14 protein-coding genes are annotated in these 15,652 nt (G+C 50.4%); 13 read left to right on the forward strand and 1 reads right to left on the reverse strand.

Annotation, left to right across the window (positions count from 1 at the left end):
- Nucleotides 1–197: 197 nt before the first annotated feature.
- The 13 genes from ABJ225_RS02265 (at nt 198) to pyrE (ending at nt 13,749) form a co-directional block, all read left to right on the forward strand.
- Nucleotides 198–479 carry a hypothetical protein gene (locus ABJ225_RS02265; RefSeq protein ID WP_056537312.1) on the forward strand — a complete coding sequence of 94 codons (282 nt, stop codon included), beginning with the start codon at nt 198–200 and terminating at the stop codon, nt 477–479.
- A 102-nt stretch (nt 480–581) separates the two neighbouring features.
- Complete coding sequence (gene lspA / locus ABJ225_RS02270) at nt 582–1,073, forward strand: signal peptidase II (protein ID WP_053427815.1); 492 nt, start codon at nt 582–584, stop codon at nt 1,071–1,073.
- Nucleotides 1,048–1,959, forward strand: coding sequence for an RluA family pseudouridine synthase (locus tag ABJ225_RS02275; RefSeq protein ID WP_347318222.1), 912 nt, complete (start codon nt 1,048–1,050; stop codon nt 1,957–1,959). Before lspA ends, ABJ225_RS02275 begins: the two co-directional genes overlap by 26 nt.
- 178 nt (nt 1,960–2,137) lie before the next feature.
- The gene (gene pyrR, locus ABJ225_RS02280) at nt 2,138–2,683 is read left to right on the forward strand and encodes a bifunctional pyr operon transcriptional regulator/uracil phosphoribosyltransferase PyrR (protein WP_053427814.1); all 546 of its coding nucleotides are present in this window, start codon (nt 2,138–2,140) and stop codon (nt 2,681–2,683) included.
- Between the two features lie 130 nt (nt 2,684–2,813).
- A complete protein-coding gene (locus ABJ225_RS02285; RefSeq protein ID WP_347318224.1) occupies nt 2,814–4,139 on the forward strand; it encodes a solute carrier family 23 protein in 1,326 nt (441 codons plus the stop codon).
- 141 nt (nt 4,140–4,280) lie between these two features.
- A complete protein-coding gene (locus ABJ225_RS02290; protein WP_347318226.1) occupies nt 4,281–5,195 on the forward strand; it encodes an aspartate carbamoyltransferase catalytic subunit in 915 nt (304 codons plus the stop codon).
- Complete coding sequence (locus tag ABJ225_RS02295; protein ID WP_347318228.1) at nt 5,170–6,450, forward strand: dihydroorotase; 1,281 nt, start codon at nt 5,170–5,172, stop codon at nt 6,448–6,450. Before ABJ225_RS02290 ends, ABJ225_RS02295 begins: the two co-directional genes overlap by 26 nt.
- Nucleotides 6,450–7,541, forward strand: coding sequence for a carbamoyl phosphate synthase small subunit (locus ABJ225_RS02300; RefSeq protein WP_056537302.1), 1,092 nt, complete (start codon nt 6,450–6,452; stop codon nt 7,539–7,541). The genes ABJ225_RS02295 and ABJ225_RS02300 overlap by 1 nt, the downstream gene beginning before the upstream one ends.
- Nucleotides 7,534–10,743, forward strand: coding sequence for a carbamoyl-phosphate synthase large subunit (carB, locus tag ABJ225_RS02305; RefSeq protein ID WP_056537299.1), 3,210 nt, complete (start codon nt 7,534–7,536; stop codon nt 10,741–10,743). Before ABJ225_RS02300 ends, carB begins: the two co-directional genes overlap by 8 nt.
- A complete protein-coding gene (locus ABJ225_RS02310; RefSeq protein ID WP_347318230.1) occupies nt 10,740–11,513 on the forward strand; it encodes a dihydroorotate dehydrogenase electron transfer subunit in 774 nt (257 codons plus the stop codon). Before carB ends, ABJ225_RS02310 begins: the two co-directional genes overlap by 4 nt.
- Nucleotides 11,510–12,448, forward strand: a complete 939-nt coding sequence (locus ABJ225_RS02315) for a dihydroorotate dehydrogenase (protein WP_347318232.1) — start codon at nt 11,510–11,512, stop codon at nt 12,446–12,448. Before ABJ225_RS02310 ends, ABJ225_RS02315 begins: the two co-directional genes overlap by 4 nt.
- Nucleotides 12,423–13,136, forward strand: a complete 714-nt coding sequence (gene pyrF, locus ABJ225_RS02320) for an orotidine-5'-phosphate decarboxylase (RefSeq protein ID WP_148985377.1) — start codon at nt 12,423–12,425, stop codon at nt 13,134–13,136. The genes ABJ225_RS02315 and pyrF overlap by 26 nt, the downstream gene beginning before the upstream one ends.
- Complete coding sequence (gene pyrE / locus ABJ225_RS02325; RefSeq protein WP_318341132.1) at nt 13,117–13,749, forward strand: orotate phosphoribosyltransferase; 633 nt, start codon at nt 13,117–13,119, stop codon at nt 13,747–13,749. The genes pyrF and pyrE overlap by 20 nt, the downstream gene beginning before the upstream one ends.
- Nucleotides 13,750–13,810: 61 nt before the next feature.
- Here pyrE and ABJ225_RS02330 read toward each other — a convergent pair whose 3' ends face one another.
- Complete coding sequence (locus ABJ225_RS02330) at nt 13,811–15,517, reverse strand: Rqc2 family fibronectin-binding protein (protein ID WP_290031030.1); 1,707 nt, start codon at nt 15,515–15,517, stop codon at nt 13,811–13,813.
- Nucleotides 15,518–15,652 lie beyond the last annotated feature (135 nt).

Below are 15,652 nucleotides of genomic sequence, written 5' to 3' on the forward strand. Positions count from 1 at the left end.
ACCGTCTCTTAATGAGACGGTCCTTTTTGTTATTCCGGTTCTTGCTGGATGGATCTATAAGATATTACCTGATTCGTCATAAGGGATCAGCGGTACCTTGATGCACGGGCAGATGAACGCTTGACATTCCATAATTGCTAGATCTTGCAAGATGGGAACAGCGAGTTTTCCTCCATACTATGAATGGAGGGATGAAGATGACAGATGACCAATACCCGGCAATCATTGAAGAACTGGAATCATCATTGAAGGAATTGGAGTCGGCAGATACAAGCCATCCGATCGTAAGGAAAATGATTGAAGATGAAATCAGGGATGTACGCTATGCACTTGGACGGGCAGACATGAATTCATTTGCGACATGTGAAATGAGCGGGGAATTGATCCCATTCGAGTTGATGAAAATGAATCCTACATCATCAACACTTCAAGAAATGAACGATTGGCGTAAATATGGGAAAGTCCATCTCCATTTATAAGATCCCTTGTTTTTTAAAAAACAAGGGATTAAGTGTCTTTATCACCGGGTTTATGCTAAAATTCAAAGGTAATCATCTCTAATGGATACGGAGGTTGCCTTTGTGTATTATTATCTTCTCGCTTTAGTGGTCATCGGGATCGATCAGCTTACCAAATGGCTGGTTGTACAAAATATGACGCAAGGTGAAAGCATCACGGTCATCCCTGATGTATTTTATATCACTTCGCACAGAAATCCGGGTGCGGCGTGGGGGATCCTGCCAGGTCAAATGTGGTTTTTCTATGTGATTACCATTGCCGTGATCGTCGGGATCGTGTATTACATGCAAAAGCATGCGAAAGGCCATTCACTCTTCAGCACAAGTCTTGCTTTCATGCTCGGAGGCGCCATCGGGAACTTCATCGATCGGGTTTCAAGGCAGGAAGTGGTGGATTTCCTTAATACATATATTTTCACTTACGATTTCCCCATATTCAATATCGCCGATGCATCACTCACGATAGGTGTAATTTTATTGCTCCTGCATATGTTCATGGATGAAAGAAAAGCAAAGAAGGAGAACAAACATGGAAGTCATTCAACACAGCATTGATCAAAATAATCAAGGAGAGCGCATCGACAAAGTTGTCAGCTCCCTAAATAAAGACTGGTCCCGGTCCCTTGTTCAATTATGGATCAAGGATGGGCATGTGAAAGTAAACGGGGAAGTGGTGAAGGCCAACTTCAAATGCCCTCTCGATGCATCGATCGAAATCGCGATCCCTGACCCAGAAGAGCTGGATGTCGAGACAGAGGATCTCAATCTCGATATTGCATATGAAGATCAGGATGTCATCGTTGTCAACAAACCGAAAGGCATGGTCGTGCATCCGGCACCCGGACATTCTTCAGGAACCATGGTGAACGGTCTGATGCATCACTGCAAAGATCTTTCCGGTATCAACGGTGTCATGCGCCCTGGTATTGTACACCGGATCGACAAAGATACGTCTGGTCTCCTGATGGTTGCAAAGAACGACCAGGCCCATGAGCATCTTGTCAACCAGCTAGTGGAGAAGACCGTCACACGTAAATATACGGCCATCGTCCATGGGAACATTCCTCATGAGTACGGTACGATTGATGCACCGATTGGCAGGGATCCCAAAGACCGCCAGAGGATGACCGTCGTGGATAACGGTAAAAAAGCTGTCACGCATTTCAGGGTGCGGGATCGGTATGAGGATTTCACCCTCGTTGAGTGTGAGCTGGAGACGGGCCGGACCCATCAGATCCGTGTTCATATGAAATACGTCGGATATCCCCTCGCTGGAGATCCGAAATACGGGCCGAGGAAGACGCTGCCACTCAATGGACAAGCCCTTCACGCGGGAACACTTGGATTCGTCCATCCCCGTACTGGAGAATACATGGAGTTCCACGCAGAGCTTCCTGAAGAATTCACGAAGCTCATTGCCCGCCTTGAAAATAGTCGTTGACAAATGGGCAGGGGACCTGTATGATAAACGTAATTGAATAAGACCTTTAATACAGTCCCGTGAGACTGAGAAGGAGTTTGTATACCAGGTTAGGTGTGCAAAGATTTATATACGATAAGTGTATCCTCTCATCCATGGGTGAGGGGATTTTTTTATGGCAATGAAGGAGGTACCACTCATGACTAAAAAAGCAACGGTTCTCGACCAGCCTGCCATCCGCAGGGCCCTGACCAGGATCGCACATGAGATCATCGAGCGCAATAAAGGGATTGATGAAATCGTCCTTGTCGGAATCAAAACAAGGGGCATCCACATCGCACGCAGGCTTGCGGAACGGATTCATGATATTGAAGGACAGAAGGTTCCAGTCGGGGAGATTGATATCACACTTTACCGCGACGATCTGTCTGTCAAAACATCAGACCACGAACCAGAAGTGAAGGGTTCGGATCTTCCAGTGGGTATCGCCAACAAAAAAGTCATCCTGATCGATGATGTCCTCTTTACAGGGAGAACGGTAAGAGCTGGACTCGATGCTCTCATGGATCTTGGCCGACCGGGTCAGATTCAGCTAGCCGTACTCGTCGATCGCGGTCACCGGGAACTCCCGATCCGTGCCGACTATGTCGGGAAGAATATCCCGACTTCAAGCTCTGAAAAAATCACGGTTGCTTTGTCCGAGGTCGATGACCGGGATGAAGTATCCATCTACGAAAACGAATAAGTATCCTTTTAAGAGTGGTCCAGTGAGGCTGACAAAGGATGGTGGGGAAGGCGTATGGCCGTCTCCTGCCCTCTTTGTGCCCTCTTGGATAAGAGGGTTTTTTTAATAGGTGAAACAAGGAGGAAATGATATGACTACCAAACAAGATATCGTACTTGATGTACATGAAGTCCCACCAGCAAGAAAATGGCTCACCCTGAGCCTTCAGCATCTGTTCGCCATGTTCGGCGCCACGGTCCTCGTACCGTTCCTCGTCGATTTGAGCCCCGGGGTTGCACTCGTATCGAGTGGCCTTGGAACACTGGCATACATCATCATCACGAGGGGTCAGATCCCGGCCTACCTTGGATCATCCTTTGCGTTCATCGCACCGATCATCGCCGCCAAGCAATTCGGAGGTCCCGGTGCAGCCATGATGGGGAGCTTCATGGCTGGAATTGTGTACGGCCTAGTCGCCCTCTTGATCGCGAAGCTCGGAGTGAAATGGCTGTCCACAATCCTGCCGCCGGTCGTGGTTGGACCGGTGATCATGGTCATCGGACTGGGTCTTGCAGGAACGGCCGTCAACATGGCCATGTATGCCGATCCTTATGCCGATACCCTGGTATATAGCAGCAAGCATATCCTTGTGGCGCTCGCCACCTTGCTTATCACCATCATCTGCTCGGTCTACTTCAAGGGCTTTCTCGGTATGGTCCCGATCCTTGCGGGCATAACAGGCGGTTATATCATTGCCATATTCGCCGGGCTCGTCGACTTCCAACCGGTGCTTGATGCACCACTATTCAAAATGCCAGACTTCTTCATTCCATTCGTCGACTACACACCTTCCTTCTCCTGGTCCATCATGTCGATCATGGTGCCGGTCGCCGTCGTGACGATGGCGGAACACACAGGTCATCAGATGGTCCTCAGCAAGGTTGTCGGAAGGAACTTCATCGAAAAACCGGGCTTGCATAAATCCATCCTCGGTGACGGGGCGGCGACAGTCATTGCTTCCATCATCGGGGGTCCGCCGGTTACCACATACGGTGAGAACATCGGTGTACTCGCCATTACGAAAGTATACAGCGTCTATGTAATCGGGGGTACGGCGGTGCTGGCAGTCGTGTTCGGTTTCATCGGGAAAATCACAGCCCTCATCAGTTCCATCCCGACGGCCGTCATGGGAGGGGTATCCATCCTTCTCTTCGGAATCATCGCATCGAGCGGTCTCAGGATGCTCATTGACTACAAGGTTGACCTTGGGAAGAACCGAAACCTCATCATCTCATCTGTCATACTCGTCATCGGAGTCGGAGGCGCCTATGTGGAACTGGGACAAAACGTCTCACTTTCCGGAATGGCCTTAGCAGCCATCATCGGAGTCGTACTGAATCTAGTCCTTCCGGGACGGGAAGAAACTTCAGGAAATCTATTCGAAGAACAAAAACAAGCAAATGACGAAGTAGCATAGAAAACCTTTTAACAATGGTCCAGAGAGTCCATAAGGGTGATGCGGTATAGGGACGAGTCTGTTCCTCTATGGCTGAAAACACCCTGAGCAGAAGGCACAGGGTGTTTTTTTATACAAAAAGTCAGAAGGGCGGCGTGTACGATGGGGCACTTATTAACCATGAAGGATTTATCTGAAAGAGAGATCCTCTCAATCTTGGATCAGGCAGAACGCTTCAAGGCAGGAGAAAGGTGGGAAGATGAATCAGATCATTTCGTGGCCAACCTTTTCTTCGAAGCCAGTACACGGACGAAATGCAGTTTTGAAATGGCGGAAAGGCGTCTCGGCCTGGACGTGATTCCGTTTGAATCCCATGCCTCGAGCGTCCAAAAGGGAGAAACCCTTTACGATACAGTGAAAACACTGGAATCAATCGGGGTGGGAGCCGTGGTCATCCGTCATAGCAGGGACCGCTACTTTGATGAGCTCAAAGGTCTGGACGTCAGGATCATCAATGGAGGGGATGGATGCGGAAATCATCCGACTCAATGCCTCCTTGACCTGATGACAATCCGTCAGGAATTCGGAGGGTTTCAGGGTCTCCGGGTCGCCATCATCGGCGATATCGCCCACAGCCGTGTGGCTAGATCCAATGCGGAAGCCCTCACCGCACTCGGGGCAGAGGTCAGGTTCTCTGGTCCAGAGGAATGGTTCCCAGAGCGCTACAGGGATCGATATGTAGAGATCGAGGAAGCGATGAGTTCATCCGACGTCGTGATGCTACTGCGCATCCAGCACGAAAGGCATCATGGAACGCCGATTGCGTCCAAGGCGGATTATCACCAGGCATACGGCCTTACCTTGGAGAGGGAGAGGAAGATGGCGCATGGAAGCATCATCATGCACCCGGCACCTGTCAACCGTGGGGTCGAGATCGCCGATTCCCTCGTGGAATGCGGACGGTCCAGGATCTTCAAACAAATGGAAAATGGCGTATACGTCAGAATGGCGGTACTAAAAAGAGCATTCCAATTACAAGGAGGACGTCAACATGAACTGGTTGATCAAACATGCTAACATTCTGAATTCAAAAGGGGAACTGGAACCGGTCGAGGTAAAGACAAAGGGGAATAAGATTGCTGAAATAGGAACCGAACTCTCCAACACGGGTGAGATGGAATATGATGCGCGCGGCATGTTGCTATCACCTGGTTTCGTCGACCTCCACGTTCATCTCCGCGAACCAGGGGGAGAACATAAAGAAACGATCGAAACCGGAACGAAAGCTGCTGCTAAAGGCGGTTACACGACAATTGCGGCGATGCCCAACACACGCCCCGTACCGGATGATACCGAAACACTGGATTGGTTACATAAACGGATTAACGAAACGGCCTCGGTCAGGGTCCTACCTTACGGAGCCATCACAGAGAGACAGGCTGGGAAGGAATTGAACGACCTCGAAGCGATGAAGCAACATGGGGCCTTCGCTTTCACAGATGACGGTGTCGGAGTGCAGTCAGCCGCCATGATGCTCGAAGCCATGAAAAAAGCCGCAGCTATCGGAGCTTCCATCGTGGCCCATTGCGAAGAGAACACCCTGATCAATAAAGGGTCCGTCCATGAAGGCAGGTTTTCAGCCTTGAACGGACTGAATGGGATCCCGTCTGTATGTGAAGCGGTTCATATCGCTCGGGATGTGCTCCTTGCGGAAGCAGCGGGTACCCATTATCATGTCTGCCACATCTCAACAAAAGAATCCGTCAGAGTGGTCAGGGATGCAAAGAGGGCCGGGATCAAGGTGACAGCAGAAGTGACCCCGCATCATCTCCTGCTATGTGAAGATGACATCCCGGGGATGGATACGAACTTTAAGATGAATCCACCTCTCCGTGGGAAAGAGGACAGGGACGCCCTCATCGAAGGGCTTCTGGACGGCACCATCGACTTTATCGCCACCGATCATGCACCGCATACAACAGAAGAAAAGGGAGAGGGCATGGAATTATCGCCATTCGGGATTGTCGGGCTTGAAACGGCATTTCCTTTACTCCATACGCATTTTGTTCAAAAAGGAATCATCACGTTGAAGCAGCTCATCGATTGGATGACCGTCAAACCTTCAGAAGCGTTCAATCTACCGTTTGGCACGCTTAAAGTTGGAGGCGACGCAGACTTCACGCTGATCGATTTGGAAAAGAAGGAAACCATTCATACGGGATCCTTCCTGTCAAAAGGCAAGAACACACCATTCTCGGGGTGGGAATGCACAGGATATCCGCAAGCGACATTTTATCAAGGTCAACAAGTTTGGAATGGAGGAGAAGCATAATGAACAGACAGCTCATTCTGGAAGACGGAACGATTTTTATCGGTGAAGGATTCGGTGCAGACAGTGAGGCCATAGGGGAAGTCGTATTCAACACAAGCATGACAGGGTACCAGGAAATCTTGTCCGATCCCTCTTACTGCGGCCAGTTCGTCACCATGACCTATCCTTTGATCGGAAACTACGGTGTGAATCGTGACGACTTCGAATCGATTTCTCCTGCAGTCAAGGCATTCATTGTGCGGGAATCGGCAGACTTCGCATCCAACTGGCGAAATGAATCCACACTTGATGAGCTGCTCAGGATAAAAGGGATCCCGGGGATTGCCGGTGTCGATACACGGAAGCTGACCCGTCTGATAAGGAAATCGGGATCGATGAAAGGTATCCTTTGCAGCGTGGAAGAAGATCCTGCCCTTATGATCGAAAGATTGAACGCCTCCGCCCTGAGAACCGATCAGGTGGCGCAGGTTTCCACAAAGACCGCGTATGCAAGTCCCGGTCGCGGATTCAGGGTCGTACTGATGGACTTTGGGATGAAGCACGGAATCCTGCGGGAACTGAACAAGCGGAACTGTGATGTCATCGTCGTCCCTCACAACACTTCTTCAGAAGAGATCCGCAGACTCCAACCCGATGGCATCATGCTATCGAATGGACCTGGAGACCCGAAGGATGTACCGGAAGCCATCCAGACGGTTCAAGAACTTCTAGGTGAGATTCCACTGTTCGGAATCTGCCTCGGTCACCAATTATTCGCTCTCGCATGCGGTGCCGATTCCTTCAAGATGAAGTTCGGACACAGGGGAGGAAATCATCCTGTTCAAGATGTGTTGACGAAAAAAGTGGCCCTGACTTCCCAGAACCACGGGTACGCAGTGGATGAAGCATCACTTGACGATACTGATTTAGAAGTTACACATATCGCCATCAATGACGGGACAATCGAAGGGTTGAAGCATAAAAAATATCCTGCCTTCACGGTTCAATACCATCCAGAGGCTTCTCCGGGACCAGAAGATTCCAATTACTTGTTCGACGATTTCTTGACACTCATGAATGAAGAGAAAAGGAAGGAGATTCAACATGCCTAAACGTACAGATATTAAAAGCATCCTTGTAATCGGGAGCGGCCCGATCATCATCGGCCAGGCAGCAGAATTCGACTATGCGGGCACACAGGCCTGCATCGCACTGAAAGAGGAAGGATACAGGGTCATCCTCGTGAACTCGAATCCCGCCACCATCATGACCGATGCCGAAATGGCCGATAAGGTTTATATCGAGCCCCTGACCCTTGAATTCGTATCCCGCATCATCCGTAAAGAACGACCGGATGCACTCCTTCCGACTCTCGGGGGCCAAACGGGCCTCAATCTTGCCGTCGAACTCCATCAATCAGGCATACTGGAAGAATGCGGAGTCGAGATTCTCGGCACCAAGCTTTCCGCCATCGAACAAGCAGAAGACCGTGATCTGTTCCGGAAACTGATGAATGAGCTTTCGGAACCGGTACCTCAAAGCGAAATCATCCACACGGTATCAGAAGCGTACACATTCGTCGAGGAGGTGGGCTTCCCGGTCATCGTTCGCCCTGCATACACCCTTGGTGGAACAGGAGGCGGGATCTGCCACAACGAAGAAGAACTGAATGAAATCGTCAGCTCCGGATTGAAATACAGTCCTGTCACCCAGTGTCTCCTGGAGAAAAGCATCGCAGGATTCAAAGAGGTTGAATATGAGGTGATGCGAGATGCTGCCGATAACGCCATCGTGGTTTGTAATATGGAAAACATCGATCCGGTAGGGATCCATACAGGCGATTCCATCGTCGTCGCCCCGAGTCAGACGCTGAGCGACAGGGAATATCAGATGCTCCGGAATACGAGCCTGAAGATCATCCGTGCCCTCGGGATCGAAGGCGGCTGCAATGTGCAGCTGGCGCTAGATCCTGATAGTTTCCAGTATTACATCATCGAGGTTAATCCACGTGTGAGCAGATCCTCTGCCCTTGCTTCGAAGGCAACAGGCTATCCGATCGCAAAGCTTGCTGCCAAGATCGCCGTCGGGTTGACATTGGATGAAATGATGAATCCTGTGACAGGAAAGACATACGCGGCATTCGAACCTGCCCTTGATTATGTGGTCACAAAGATTCCGAGATGGCCATTCGATAAGTTTGAATCGGCAAAACGGAATCTGGGCACCCAGATGAAGGCTACAGGGGAAGTGATGGCCATCGGAAGGACCCTTGAAGAGTCGCTGCTGAAAGCGATCCGTTCACTCGAGAGCAATACGTATCACCTCGGATTGGATGAGCTGAAAGGCAAGTCAGCTGAATGGATCGAAAAACGGATCCGCAAAGCAGGGGATGAAAGGCTGTTCTTCATCGGCGAAGCCCTCAGGCGCGGCATCACGATCGAGACGATTCATGACTGGAGCAAGATCGACCTTTTCTTCCTGAATAAAATGGACCTCATCATCCGTTTTGAAGAACAACTGAGAACCCACCCATTCGATCATTCCATCGCATACAAAGCAAAGCGCATGGGCTTCTCGGACATTGCCATTGCCTCCCTCTGGTCTGTGACGGAGAGGGAAGTATATGAGTGGAGGAAGCAGGAGAAACTCACACCGGTCTATAAGATGGTGGATACCTGTGCCGCGGAATTTGAATCCGAAACGCCGTACTTCTACGGAACGTATGAGGATGAAAATGAATCGGAAGTAACAGAGCGCGAGAGCATCATCGTGCTTGGGTCCGGACCGATCCGGATCGGTCAAGGAGTCGAATTCGACTACGCCACCGTCCACTCCGTCTGGGCCATCAAGGAAGCTGGTTACGAAGCAATCATCGTCAACAATAATCCCGAAACGGTTTCTACTGACTTCTCCATCTCGGATAAATTATACTTCGAACCGTTGACGGTTGAAGATGTGATGCATATCATCGATCTCGAAAAGCCGAAAGGGGTCGTCGTACAGTTCGGAGGGCAAACCGCCATCAATCTGGCAGATGAACTTGTGAACCGCGGTGTGCGCATCATGGGCACGTCACTGGAAGATCTGGACCGGGCGGAAAATAGGGACAAATTCGAGCAGACCCTCCAGGAACTCGGCATTCCACAGCCTGAAGGCAAGACGGCTGTATCGGTGGAAGGGGCCATCGCCATCGCAGATTCAATAGGATATCCCGTTCTCGTCCGACCATCGTATGTACTTGGCGGAAGAGCCATGGAAATCGTATACAGAGAAGAGGAGCTTCTCCACTATATGGAAAATGCCGTGAAAGTGAACCCGCAGCATCCCGTCCTCATCGACCGCTACTTGATCGGGAAGGAAATCGAAGTGGATGCCGTCTGTGACGGGGAGGATGTCGTCATCCCGGGAATCATGGAGCATATCGAACGGGCAGGGGTCCACTCGGGGGATTCCATCGCCGTCTATCCGCCCCAGCAGCTGACTGAAGAGCAAAAAAGGACAATCGTGGACTATACAACCAGGCTAGCCAAAGGATTGAATATCATCGGGCTTCTGAACATCCAATACGTCATTTCAAAAGGCGAAGTCTACGTACTCGAAGTGAATCCACGCTCGAGCAGGACGGTTCCATTCATCTCGAAAATCACCAACGTGCCGATGGCAAACGTTGCCACAAAGGCGATCCTCGGCATCTCCCTGCGTGAACTGGGATATGAGCCGGGTCTCGTGGAAGAAGCAGAAGGCGTCTATGTCAAAGTACCAGTCTTCTCTTTTGCCAAACTGAGAAGGGTGGACATCACGCTCGGACCTGAAATGAAATCGACCGGTGAAGTCATGGGGAAAGATCAGACCTTGGAGAAAGCACTATACAAAGGCATGGTAGCTGCAGGCATGCAGATGAAAGATCACGGTTCGGTTCTCATGACAGTAGCAGACAAGGACAAGGAAGAAGCGGCCATTCTGGCAAGACGTTTCGTAAGCATCGGGTATCAGATCCTTGCCACGAAAGGGACGGCATCGTACCTTGTCTCTCAAGGCATTCAGGTCCGAGAAGTGGATAAGATCGGCTCGACCGGACCGACTCTGCTCGACATCATCCAAAGCGGGGAAACACAGCTCGTCATCAACACCCTGACCAAAGGAAAGCAACCGGCACGTGACGGCTTCCGGATCCGAAGGGAATCGGTGGAGAACGGAATTCCATGCCTGACCTCCCTGGATACAGCCGAAGCCATCCTGAGAGTCTACGAATCTATGACCTTCTCCGCCGAGGCAATTGCCGCGAAGCCATCAAGAAAGGCGGTCCATTCATGATCGTCAACGAATCGATGATGGTGGTGAGTCACCGCCTCATTGCTCGGAACATCTATGAACTCATCCTGGAAGGTGAATTGGTAAAGGAGATTTCGGCACCGGGACAATTTGTACATGTCAAGGTCGGTAGCGGCATCGATCCCCTTCTAAGAAGGCCGATCTCCATATCCGATCATAATCAGGATGAAAAGAAGATGAGCCTGATTTACCGCGCCGAAGGCAAAGGGACAATGCAATTGTCCCTTGTCGGGGCGGGAGGCAGGGTCGATGTTCTCGGGCCCCTTGGAAACGGGTTTGGTGTTGAACGGGGTGACGGTAGGATGGCACTGCTTATTGGAGGCGGAATCGGCGTCCCGCCACTTTATGGACTATCAAAAGCCCTTCGATCAAATGGATGGAGGGTGACGCATGTCCTTGGGTTTCAGGACGAGGCCGTTAGTTTTTATGAAGACCAGTTCCGGGAACTCGGACCGACGCATATCGCCACGGTGGATGGTTCCCTTGGACGGAAAGGCTTTGTGACAGATGTGATTGAAAAAGAATCAATTCAGTATGATCAATTTTTCGCATGCGGACCGAATCCGATGTTGAAGGCTCTGCAAAACCGCCTTTCGGGAAGTGGATACCTGTCACTTGAAGAACGTATGGGATGTGGGATCGGCGCTTGCTTCGCATGTGTGTGTCATCTGGCCGATGATCCTGAAGGCACGGATTATGTGAAAGTATGCAGCGACGGACCGGTATTTCCTGTAGGGGTGGTGGCGTTATGAAACAATTACAGATTGAGCTGCCAGGCTTGAGTTTGAAGAATCCGATCATGCCGGCATCAGGATGTTTTGGATTCGGCAGGGAGTACAGCCAATTCTATGACTTGAGCGAACTCGGTGCCATTATGATCAAAGCGACAACGGAACATGCCCGTTTCGGCAACCCGACGCCCCGTGTGGCAGAAACCAACGCGGGGATGCTGAATGCCATCGGCCTCCAGAATCCTGGTCTGGAAGCGGTAATGGACAAGGAGCTTCCGTGGCTTTCACAGTTCGATGTGCCCATCATCGCCAATGTGGCGGGATCGCAGATGGAAGACTATGTTCATGTGGCCCGTGAAATCTCCAAAGCACCGAATGTACATGCCCTTGAACTCAACATCTCCTGTCCGAATGTGAAAACCGGTGGAATCGCCTTCGGGACGATCCCCGAGGTTGCAATGGAGTTGACAAGAAAGGTGAAAGCCGTGTCAGAGGTTCCCCTTTACGTCAAGCTTTCACCGAATGTCTCCAATATCGTGGAGATGGCCAAAGCCGTTGAACTCGGAGGAGCCGACGGATTGACGATGATCAATACGCTACTAGGCATGAGGCTTGATCTCAAGACGGGAAGACCGATCCTTGCCAATAAGACGGGAGGGCTATCGGGTCCTGCCATCAAGCCGGTTGCCATCCGGATGATCTATGAGGTGAGTCAGGCAGTCGATCTGCCGATCATCGGAATGGGCGGAGTAGAGTCTGCAGAGGATGTGATTGAATATTTCTATGCGGGTGCGAGCGCTGTGGCAGTCGGCACGGCCAATTTCGTAGATCCTTTCATCTGTAAGAAAATCATTCGCGAACTGCCTGCACTGCTTGCCGAATTGAACGTGGACCATATTTCTCAATTGACCGGAAGGAGCTGGGGGAAGCATGAACAAGCCGTTTATCGCCCTTGATTTCCCAACATGGGAAATGACAGAAACATTTTTATCTCGATTCGACGAGCCCTTGAACGTCAAGGTGGGAATGGAGCTCTACCTCCAAAATGGACCTCGCATCGTAGAGTCCCTTTTGAAAAAGGATCATCGGATCTTCCTTGATCTGAAGCTCCATGATATCCCGAATACCGTGTTTGGGGCCATGAAAGGACTTGGACAGTGGGATCTGGAACTCATCAACGTCCATGCTGCAGGAGGCAAAGAGATGATGGAGAGGGCGATGGAGGCCATACAGTCTCAGGGCAGCAAGACGAAGCTCATCGCTGTCACCCAGCTCACCTCGACGTCTGAACAGCAGATGCAATCCGAGCAGCTCATCCCGAATCCACTGACGGAATCCGTCATCCATTATGCCCGCCTTGCTCAAAACGCCGGACTTCAAGGGGTGGTATGTTCCCCGCACGAGGCTGGCTTGATCAAGGAGTATTGCGGAGAAGAATTCCTTCGCGTCACACCGGGTATCAGGATGAACTCCGATGCCGCGGATGATCAACAGCGCATCACGTCCCCTGGAAATGCTAAGGGATTGGGATCAACTCATATTGTCGTGGGCAGGAGCATCACGAAGGCAGCCGATCCTGTTGCCGCTTACCGAATGATTTGCCAAGATTGGGAGGGAAGCATCTATGAAAAAACAAATCGCTAAGGAATTGTTGAACATCAAAGCGGTATTCTTGAATCCTACTGAACCATTCACATGGTCTTCAGGGATTAAATCACCAATTTATTGCGATAACCGATTGACTTTATCCTACCCTGCCGTGAGAAAGCAGATTGCAGATGGACTTGTCTCCATGATCCGTGAACATTTCCCGGAAGTCGATGTCATCGCAGGAACGGCAACGGCCGGAATTCCTCATGCAGCGTGGGTATCAGAGCACATGGATCTCCCTATGTGCTATGTCAGATCCAAGGCAAAGGGACACGGAAAAGGGAACCAGATCGAAGGAAAGGTTCTTCCTGGGCAAAAAGTGGTAGTCATAGAAGATCTCATTTCAACAGGTGGCAGCTGCATTACGGCGGTCGAGGCCCTGAGAGAGTCGGAATGTGAAGTCTTGGGGGTTGCCGCCATCTTTACATATGAGCTTCAAAAGGGAACGGATGCCCTCAGCGAACATGGGATTGAGGCTGTATCCCTCTCCGACTATTCAAGTCTATTAGAAGCAGCAGGGGAAGAAGGACTGATTTCAGGAGCTGATCTCGTTGAATTGAAAGAATGGCGACGGGATCCCGAGGGTTGGAAGAAGCAAGTGAATTGATATAAAAAACATGAAAAACGCCGGAATCAAAACGATTCCGGCGTTTTCTTATGTGTGCAATTCAACGATCTTTCATGGCCCTGACCTGGTCAAGGTCAGGGGTGACATAGACCGTCTGCTGATTTTCATAGATGACAAATCCCGGCTTGGCACCACGAGGTTTCTTAACCTGACGCACTTCTGTGTAATCGACGGGAACCGATCCCGACTCCCTCGCCTTGCTGAAGTATGCGGCAAGATTGGCGGCCTCGAGTAGAGTTTCATCTGAAGGGGAAGGATCCCGGATGACGACGTGAGAACCGGGTATATCCTTCGTGTGGAGCCAGATGTCGCTCTTCGCCGCTACTTTATTGGTCAGATAATCATTCTGTTTATTATTCTTGCCGACGAGGATCTTGGTACCGTCTGTCGCTGTATAGGATTCGAGCATCGGCTTTTCATTTGCCTTTTTCTTTTTCTGGTTCTTCCGGACGCGCAGGTATCCTTCTTCCTCGAGCTCTTCACGTATCCCTTCAATGTCCCTGGTGGAGGCGGATTCGAGCTGCTGGAGGAGCTGCTCGAAATAAGCGAGCTCATCTGTTGCTTTTTCGATTTGTTCCTGCACGACCTGTACAGCGTGCTTCGCTTTTTGATAGCGGGAAAAATAACCCTGAGCATTTTCAGAAGGTGATTTTTGAGGATTCAGAGGGATCGTCACCGATCCGCCTTCTTCGTCATAGTAGTTAACGACCGAAACTTCTTCCATTCCTCTCTGTACTGCATATAGATTGGATGTGAGCAGTTCTCCGAGGAGCTGGTAGCGATCGGCATCCTTCGCCTCCTGAAGGGTACGCTCGAGCTTGACGATCTTATTCTCGTTTTTATCGCGCTCGTTCCGGATGAAACGCTCAAGGTCATTGCCCTGTTGCTTCACCCGGTCCCTTGATGCCTTTTGGTAGAAGAAGCGATCGAGAAGTCCGCTAAGGGTGGTGAAGGTTTGATGCTCTCCTTCGACGTGATCCAGCGGGCACCAGTAGAATGTTTCCTTGTCTCCCGTGATGAGGGTGGGAGACGTACGGTGTTCCTTGAGGTCCGTCATGAAGTGCAAGAACGAGTCGGCAATGGCAGCCTGTGTCCCGAGGCCGGCACGATGGACGATTTCTTTGGCTGCAAGGGGAGAAACACCTGAGAAGGACCCCACGATCTGCTTGTCCAATTTACCTGAATTGAAATCGAGTGAACGCAGTACATCTTCTCCTTCTGCATCCAGGGGATTGAGCTTATCTTGGCTTGGTGGGAAGATGTACTCGTTCCCAGGGAGCACGGTCCTGTGGGAATTCACGCTTGGTGACAGATGCTTGATGCTGTCAAGGATCATATTGCGGCTTTTGTCGACCAGGATGATATTACTGTGCCTTCCCATCACTTCGATGATCAGTTGTTTGTAGGATACATCGCCGATGTCATTCCTACCCTTTACTTCCAGGATGATCATACGGTCGAGGCCGACCTGGTGGATGTCCTCGATCATATAGCCTTCTAGATGCTTCCGAAGGAGCATGCAGAACATCGGGGGTACGGAGGGATTCTCGTATTCCTCTCCTGTCAGTTGAACCCTGGCATAGCTTGGATGGGCGGATAGGAGGAGCTTATGATTCTTCCCATTGGCCCTGATCACCATGATGATTTCATTTTTATAAGGTTGATGTATTTTATTGATTCTGCCGTGAAGGAGGGCTTCTTTCAGCTCTTCAGTCATGGCTTTTGTAAATAGTCCGTCGAATGACATGCAAAACATCCTCTTCTTTTTTACTCATCCATTTGATTGTAGCGCCTCTTGGCTCCTTTTACAAAACAAAGGAACGGGAGACGAATGAAACCTCTTTAAATCATATCATTTTTCGGGACGAGTCTGAATAAGAAT

This window comes from Rossellomorea sp. RS05 (assembly GCF_039822645.1).
GTDB classification, from domain to species: Bacteria; Bacillota; Bacilli; order Bacillales; family Bacillaceae_B; genus Rossellomorea; species Rossellomorea marisflavi_B.

Coding starts and splice junctions, on each gene's coding strand:
- carB (WP_056537299.1), top strand. CDS start 7,534: ATGCCTAAACGTACAGATATTAAAAGCATCCTTGTAATCGGGAGCGGC.
- ABJ225_RS02300 (WP_056537302.1), top strand. CDS start 6,450: ATGAACAGACAGCTCATTCTGGAAGACGGAACGATTTTTATCGGTGAA.
- ABJ225_RS02285 (WP_347318224.1), top strand. CDS start 2,814: ATGACTACCAAACAAGATATCGTACTTGATGTACATGAAGTCCCACCA.
- ABJ225_RS02290 (WP_347318226.1), top strand. CDS start 4,281: ATGGGGCACTTATTAACCATGAAGGATTTATCTGAAAGAGAGATCCTC.
- ABJ225_RS02330 (WP_290031030.1), bottom strand. CDS start 15,517: ATGTCATTCGACGGACTATTTACAAAAGCCATGACTGAAGAGCTGAAA.
- pyrE (WP_318341132.1), top strand. CDS start 13,117: ATGAAAAAACAAATCGCTAAGGAATTGTTGAACATCAAAGCGGTATTC.
- ABJ225_RS02295 (WP_347318228.1), top strand. CDS start 5,170: ATGAACTGGTTGATCAAACATGCTAACATTCTGAATTCAAAAGGGGAA.
- pyrF (WP_148985377.1), top strand. CDS start 12,423: ATGAACAAGCCGTTTATCGCCCTTGATTTCCCAACATGGGAAATGACA.
- pyrR (WP_053427814.1), top strand. CDS start 2,138: ATGACTAAAAAAGCAACGGTTCTCGACCAGCCTGCCATCCGCAGGGCC.
- ABJ225_RS02265 (WP_056537312.1), top strand. CDS start 198: ATGACAGATGACCAATACCCGGCAATCATTGAAGAACTGGAATCATCA.
- ABJ225_RS02315 (WP_347318232.1), top strand. CDS start 11,510: ATGAAACAATTACAGATTGAGCTGCCAGGCTTGAGTTTGAAGAATCCG.
- ABJ225_RS02310 (WP_347318230.1), top strand. CDS start 10,740: ATGATCGTCAACGAATCGATGATGGTGGTGAGTCACCGCCTCATTGCT.
- ABJ225_RS02275 (WP_347318222.1), top strand. CDS start 1,048: ATGGAAGTCATTCAACACAGCATTGATCAAAATAATCAAGGAGAGCGC.